Below are 6375 nucleotides of genomic sequence, written 5' to 3' on the forward strand. Positions count from 1 at the left end.
TAAGTACTTAGTCATCCCGCGAACGGAGCGTACCCGTCATGACCATGCGATCGACCGGGCAGAGCTGGGCCCTCGACCTCGCCCTCGCCCAGGGCGGCTTCGACGCGCTGCACCCGCAGGCCAAGGGCACGATGGAGCAGCTCGGCCACGACCACACCGACTTCGACAAGGTCTTCGCCCTGGTTCGCAGCGGCGCCATGCTGCCCAAGGCGTGGGCGACCGTGGCCGGCCAGGCCGAGGAGCGGGCCGCCCACCACGAGCGTGGTGGGTACCCCCGCACCGCCGCCGACCTCTACCTGCGGGCCGCCGTCATGTGGGGCCGGGCGCAGTACTCCGTCTTCGACGCGGCGGACCCGCGCAAGCACGCCTTCCGGGAGCGGGCCGACCACTGTGTCGCCAGGCTCGGCGAGCTGCGCGGCCGCCGGGTGCGCCGGGTCGTCCTGGACTTCGAGGGCCGGCACATACACGCCCTGCTGCACCTGCCGGCCGGCGTGGTCGAGGGGGCGCCGGCGGTCATCCTCGGCCCGGGGATGGACATGATCAAGGAGGACTACATCCATGCCGCCGAGCGCTACTACACCTCGCGCGGCGTGGTCGCCCTCTCGATCGAGGGGCCCGGCCAGGGCGAGTCCCGGGCAGGCGGGCTCACCGTCGACCTCACCAACTACGAGCGCGCGATCAGCCGCTACCTCGACCACCTGGTCGGCCTGCCCGAGGTCGACCCCGAGCGGATCGGCATGTTCGGCATCAGCATGAGCGGCTACTGGGGGATGCGGGCCGCGGCCGCCGACCCCCGGCTCGCGGCGCTCGCCAGTTTCGAGGGGGTCAGCGGCGACTTCCACACGATCTTCGACCGGGCGCAGCCCAGCTTCAAGAACAACTACATGTTCATGGCCGGCTACACCGACGAGGAGGCCTTCGACCGCGAGCTCGCCGCCCGGATGCCGCTCGGCGGCCTCGTCGCGGACATCACCTGCCCGGTCCTCGTGGGAATCGGCGAGTTCGACGAACTCACGCAGCTGGAGCAGGCGATGGCGACGTACGAGCGGATCCGTGCCCCGAAGGAGCTGCGGGTCTACGAGAACGAGTTCCACCCGCTGGGCGGCGTCGCGGCCGAGGTCTTCCGCTTCGGCGCGGAGTGGCTGGAGCGGGCCCTCGACGGCGAACTGCGCGAGCCCGGGCGCGATGTGCGGCACTACGTGCACGCCGACGGCCGGACGACGGACGGCACCGCCGCCCCGGCCTGGTGGCTCGGCACCGATCCGGTCGGGGCTGCGTGACCGGGTGGCCTGGTGGCCGGGTGACCGCTCGGGTCGCGCCGGGCGGGGTGGCGGGGTGCCGCCCCGTCCGGCGCGACCCGGTTGTCTGTACAACTTTTCGGTCGGTTCACCTTTGGGACCGGATCCGGACTCCTCCCGGCCACCTCGCGGCACCAGCCTGGCCGCATGAGAGTCATCGTCGTAGGAGCAGGCGTGCTCGGCACCATGCACGCCTGGCAGGCCGTCGAACGCGGCCACGAGGTCGTCCACCTGGAGCGCGAGGCCGAGGCGCGCGGCGCCTCCGTGCGCAACTTCGGGCTGGTCTGGGTCAGCGGCCGCGCGGGCGGCGAGGAACTGGACACCGCGCTGCGCGCCCGCGAACTGTGGGAGCGGATCGGCGCACAGGTGCCCGACCTCGGCTTCCGGCCCAACGGCTCGCTCACCGCGATCCGCACCGAGGCCGAACTCGCCGTCGCCGAGCAGGCGTTGACCCTGTCCGACGCCGCCGCGCGCGGCTACCGGCTGCTCGGCGAGGGCGAGACCCGGGCCGCCAACCCCGCGCTGCGCGGCAAGCTGCTCGGCGCCCTGTGGTGCGAGCGGGACGCCGTCGTCGAGCCCCGCACCGCCCAGCCCGCCCTGCGCGCCGCCCTGCAGGCCAGCGGCCGGTACACCTTCCTGCCGGGGCGCGAGGTCCGCGAGGTGATCGGCGAGAACGCCGTCCGCGACGACCACGGCGACACCCACACCGGCGACCTCGTCGTGCTCTGCACCGGCGCCTGGCTGGGTGGCCTGGTGCGCGAGCTGGCACCTCAACTCCCCGTCCGACGCGTCCGGTTGCAGATGATGCAGACCGACCCGCTGGGCGAGACGCTGACCACCTCGGTCGCCGACGGCGACAGCTTCCGCTACTACCCCGCCTTCGCGGGCAGTGCACTGGAGCAGCTCAGGGCCGCGCAGCCGCAGCCGCCCGTCGCCGCCGAACACAAGATGCAGCTGCTGATGGTCCAGCGCCGCGACGGCGGCCTCACCATCGGCGACACCCACGAGTACGACCAGCCGTTCGGCTTCGACGTCGTCGAGGACCCGTACGACCACCTGGTCGGCGTGGCCGAGGAGTTGCTCGGCCGCCCGCTGCCCAGGGTCCGCCGCCGCTGGGCCGGCGTGTACGCGCAGTGCGTCGACACCACCCGCGTCGTCCACCGCGAGAAGGTCCGCGACGCCGTCTGGCTGGTCACCGGCCCCGGCGGCCGCGGCATGACCTGCTCGCCGGCCATCGCCGAGAAGACCGCCGAACTCGCCAACCTGTAAGGAATGTTGAACATGTCTTCCGACATCCGTCTGGTCGTCCTCGACATGGCCGGCACCACCGTCGCCGACGACGGCCTGGTCGAGCAGGCCTTCCGGGCCGCCGCCGGCTCCCTCGGCGTCGAGGGCGGCAGCCCCGAGCACGCCCGCATGCAGGACCACGTCCGGGCCACCATGGGCGAGTCCAAGATCTCCGTCTTCCGGCACCTGTTCGGGGCGGAGGAGAAGGCCCAGGCCGCCAACGCCGCCTTCGAGGCCGCCTACCACGACCTGGTCGACGCCGGTCACTGCGCCGCCCTGCCCGGCGCGGCCGAGGCGATCGCCGAACTCCGCGGCCAGGGCCGGAAGGTCGTCCTCACCACCGGCTTCTCCCGCGCCACCCAGGACCGGATCCTGCGCGCGCTCGGCTGGGAGGCCGTCGCCGACCTCACCCTCTGCCCCGCCGAGGCCGGCCGAGGCCGCCCCTACCCGGACCTGGCCCTCACCGCACTGCTGCGCACCGGTACCGACTCCGTCCGGCAGATCGCCGTCGCCGGGGACACCGGCTACGACATGCTGACCGGCTCCCGGGCCGGCGCCTCGGTGGTGGCCGGCGTCCTCACCGGTGCCCACGACGAGGCCCGCCTGCGCGCCGACGGGGCGACGCACGTGCTCGGGTCCGTCGCCGAGCTGCCGGGGCTGCTGGCCCGGGGCTGAACGACGGCCGGCCTCGGCGCCACGGCCTGCGAGGGCTGGGGCGCAGGGGCCGGCGGCTCGGCCGAAGGCGCGGCCGCCGCGGTGCCGGGGGTGGGGTGGCGCGGTGCGGGCGGGGTGTCGGGGTGTGCGAAATGCCGTTGCGTCTAGGGCGGACCGCCGGGGAAGCTGACAGGCCGGAGGTGGCGAAGATGGCCGAGGTGGTACTGGAACTGTCGGTGCGCGATCTGGTGCACGCCGACCTGGAGTCGTGCGGGTGGTCGGGGTCCGACCTCCATCTCGTCAACGTGGCCGAGCAGTTGGTGCGCGCGCGGCGCGGTGAGGTCGACTACCTCGCCGTCTGCACACCGACGGGCGTGCCGGTGGCGAAGGCCGGGGTCGACTACCGGGCCAAGGAGGGGGCCGGCACCATCTGGCAGCTGGCCGTCCACCCCGCGCTGCAGTCCTGCGGGATCGGCACGCTCCTCATCGGGGCCGCGGAGCAACGGATCAGGAGCAGGGGCCTGTCCTGCGCCGAACTCGGCGTCGAGGAGGACAACCCGCGGGCCCGGGCCCTGTACGAGCGGCTGGGCTACGTCGCCTACGGCCGACAGCCCGACGCCTGGGAGGAACGGGCTCCGGGCGGCTCGCTGCGCCGGTACGAGACGATGTGCACCCTGATGCGCAAGGAGCTCGGCTCGGGAGCGGGCAGCGCCGACCTCCCACTCCGGGGCGGCCGTCCCCCGCTCGGGGGTTCCAGTGCGGGCTGAGCGCGGTGGCCTGCAACCGGTCGGTGGTGAGCGGGGGGCGGGTGGGGTGGTTCGCGGCGGAGACGGGGAGCTGGTCGGTGTTGAGCCCGGTCACCTCGACCAGGGGCCGTCCGTTCGGATGGCCTTCACCCTCCACTGCTGGTGCTTGCCCACCAGCGGAAGCTTCGCGGCGCTATGAGCCATCTGGGCCCATGTCCCACCCACGGTGTCAGTGGGGGAAGGTAGCTTTCACAGCCTTGCTGGAAGCACGCGCGAGAGCTGGTTGCAATGCTCGACCTTTTCCTTGCCACGGAACCTTGGTACATCGGGATCGGTATTCCTGGCATGTTGCTGCTGAGTGCACGCTCCCTTCAGCAGGCCCTGAACGGTCGGCCGAAGGCCTATCGGTTGGTGCGGAGGATCAGTTCGTCCAGAGCGCGGGAGAAGGCCGACGAGCGTCATAGTGCTACTCAAAGAGTGATTCCCGGGGGCGGTGGCCGTCTCGCAGATCAGTTGTATGACTGGGAGCGAGCCAGACTCGCTCAGCTGTGGGTGACCTCGCCGACGCTTCTGCTGGTCTTTCCGGCCATGCTGCTGGGTGCCTGTGTCACCCTCCAGGCCGGCGGTGCTCCGATCGCACTCAAGTGGGCTCTGGCACCTGCGATCGTGTTGACGGGTGTGGTGCTTCTGTACCTCCGGCTCGACCAGTTGGCGCTTCGCCGGGGAAGGTCCGTGGGAGTCGTGCTGTCTGCGGCTGCCGATGTCCTGAAGGCGAGTGGCGTCCACCAGGAGACTCCGACAGACCAGACCGTCGCAGAACTGGGGCGTACGGGAATCGAGCTGAATCGCGCTCTTCTCGCCTTCGGGCAGTTCGGTCCGTATCGCAGCGCAGCGGACCGACGGGCGTTCGCCGGTCAGAGCGCAGCCATGGCGGCTCGGATCGAGAGGGCCCGGCACACCGCTTTGCGCGAACCGGGACGGGCAAGCGAGCTCGATACTCGGGTTGCTCGTCTGATTGAGAAGCTGCTGACTGGGCGGCCACTGGCGTTGGTGGATGACCGAGAGGCGGCTGAGGCGTTGGCGCGAGGCGCCGGGCGGCCCGAACGAACGGTATGGCGGACCATCGGTGCGAGCGCCGCCTCGGTGGCGGTCGGTCTTGCGCACTGAAGGCCATCGAGGCCATTGGGTTGGACGCCGCCGCCTATGTCGTGGTGATGCCGGGAATCATCCTTCTCATGGGTGTCCCGTACACCCTGTTGGGGATGACGGCACCGGATATCCCTGTGCAGCCGGATGGTTTCGGGGGAGAAGAGCCGACGCCGCGAGCGGATGTCCCGGCACCCGCGGGAGAGGATCGGACCCGGCGCTTCAGCCCCCGTCGCGGCCGGTCTCGGCCAGCTGCGGTGATGGAACCGGGGTCGGACACAGATCGGGTGGATCGCGGACCACGCGCAGGGGGCGGCGAGGTGGAAGGCCGATGAGTTGAGGTGGGAGGGCCGGTCGGACCACGCGGGGGAGACAGCCGGATACTCCGGGGGCAGAGGTCTGTGAGCCGGTGGCTCCGGAGTGGGAAGTCGGGCGGGCCGACTTCCCACTCCGTGGCTCACGGGCTCAGTGCAGGGTGCCCGCGTAGCGCTGGGTGAAGCGGGTGCCGGTGGGGGCGGTGACGGTGACGTCGTAGCGGGACTGGTCGAGCGGGTAGCTGACGGTGGTGGTGGACGAGGGGCCGACGCGGACGGTCTGGGGGGTGCCCGCGTAGTCGTTGGGCGTGAGGGTGAAGGTGAGGGCGGTCCGGCCGGTGTTGGCCAGGGTGAAGGTGAGCGCCGAGGTGCCGGGGGCGGCGGTGACGACGGGGACGGCGATGTCGTCCTGGTCGGCGCGGACGACGGTGCCGGCGAAGCGGCGGACGAAGCCGTCGGGGCCGTGGACGGTGAAGTCGTAGCGGCCGTCGGTCGTCGAGGCGTCCCAGGTGTAGGTGCGCGCGGCGCCGGGGGCGACGGTGAACGGCGTGCCCGCGAAGGCGTACACGATGTTGGGGTAGACGGTGTACGGGAAGGCCACCGTGCCCGAGTTGGCCAGGGTGCAGGTGATCAGGCCGCTCGTGCGGTCGACGGTGAGGTCCGCCCACGGCCGGTACGGCAGCCGCCGGTGCGGGCGGGGACCGGGCTCCTGGACGGGCATCGACTGGGCGCCGACGGCCGGGAGTTGGACGCCTGGGAGCTTGGTGCCCGCGTCGGCCTTGGCCATCAGGGCGTTGGTGTCGGGCAGCGTCGGGACCGAGTAGTCGGGGGCGGTGAAGTCGAAGCAGCTGGTGAGGTCGCCGCAGACGGCCCGCCGCCACGCGGAGATGTTGGGCTCTGCGACGCCGGTGACCTGCTCCATGAAGCGCA

Annotated in this window: 6 protein-coding genes; 5 read left to right on the forward strand and 1 reads right to left on the reverse strand. The window is 72.0% G+C overall.

Annotated features, from left to right (window positions below; genetic code table 11):
- The first annotated feature begins 38 nt into the window (after positions 1 to 38).
- The 5 genes from ACZ3YO_RS38940 (at position 39) to ACZ3YO_RS38960 (ending at position 5152) form a co-directional block, all read left to right on the forward strand.
- Positions 39 to 1280 (forward strand): alpha/beta hydrolase, encoded by a 1242-nt coding sequence (locus ACZ3YO_RS38940; RefSeq protein WP_465578906.1) that lies wholly within the window; start codon positions 39 to 41, stop codon positions 1278 to 1280.
- Between the two features lie 165 nt (positions 1281 to 1445).
- A complete protein-coding gene (locus tag ACZ3YO_RS38945) occupies positions 1446 to 2567 on the forward strand; it encodes a TIGR03364 family FAD-dependent oxidoreductase (protein WP_465578908.1) in 1122 nt (373 codons plus the stop codon).
- A 12-nt stretch (positions 2568 to 2579) separates the two neighbouring features.
- A complete protein-coding gene (locus tag ACZ3YO_RS38950; RefSeq protein WP_465578909.1) occupies positions 2580 to 3260 on the forward strand; it encodes a phosphonatase-like hydrolase in 681 nt (226 codons plus the stop codon).
- A gap of 188 nt (positions 3261 to 3448) precedes the next feature.
- Positions 3449 to 4006, forward strand: coding sequence for a GNAT family N-acetyltransferase (locus ACZ3YO_RS38955; protein ID WP_465578910.1), 558 nt, complete (start codon positions 3449 to 3451; stop codon positions 4004 to 4006).
- A gap of 267 nt (positions 4007 to 4273) precedes the next feature.
- Positions 4274 to 5152: a hypothetical protein gene (locus tag ACZ3YO_RS38960; RefSeq protein WP_465578911.1), complete on the forward strand. Its 879-nt coding sequence runs from the start codon at positions 4274 to 4276 to the stop codon at positions 5150 to 5152.
- A gap of 444 nt (positions 5153 to 5596) precedes the next feature.
- On the opposite strand, the gene ACZ3YO_RS38965 is transcribed toward ACZ3YO_RS38960, so the two are convergent.
- A partial coding sequence (locus ACZ3YO_RS38965; protein WP_465578913.1) for a phospholipase domain-containing protein occupies positions 5597 to 6375 on the reverse strand: 779 nt, incomplete at its 5' end.

Source organism: Kitasatospora sp. NPDC022785, from assembly GCF_055561295.1.

Excerpts from the sequence above, each read along its gene's own strand:
- ACZ3YO_RS38940 (WP_465578906.1), top strand. The coding sequence starts at position 39 with ATGACCATGCGATCGACCGGGCAGAGCTGGGCCCTCGACCTCGCCCTC.
- ACZ3YO_RS38945 (WP_465578908.1), top strand. The coding sequence starts at position 1,446 with ATGAGAGTCATCGTCGTAGGAGCAGGCGTGCTCGGCACCATGCACGCC.
- ACZ3YO_RS38950 (WP_465578909.1), top strand. The coding sequence starts at position 2,580 with ATGTCTTCCGACATCCGTCTGGTCGTCCTCGACATGGCCGGCACCACC.
- ACZ3YO_RS38955 (WP_465578910.1), top strand. The coding sequence starts at position 3,449 with ATGGCCGAGGTGGTACTGGAACTGTCGGTGCGCGATCTGGTGCACGCC.
- ACZ3YO_RS38960 (WP_465578911.1), top strand. The coding sequence starts at position 4,274 with ATGCTCGACCTTTTCCTTGCCACGGAACCTTGGTACATCGGGATCGGT.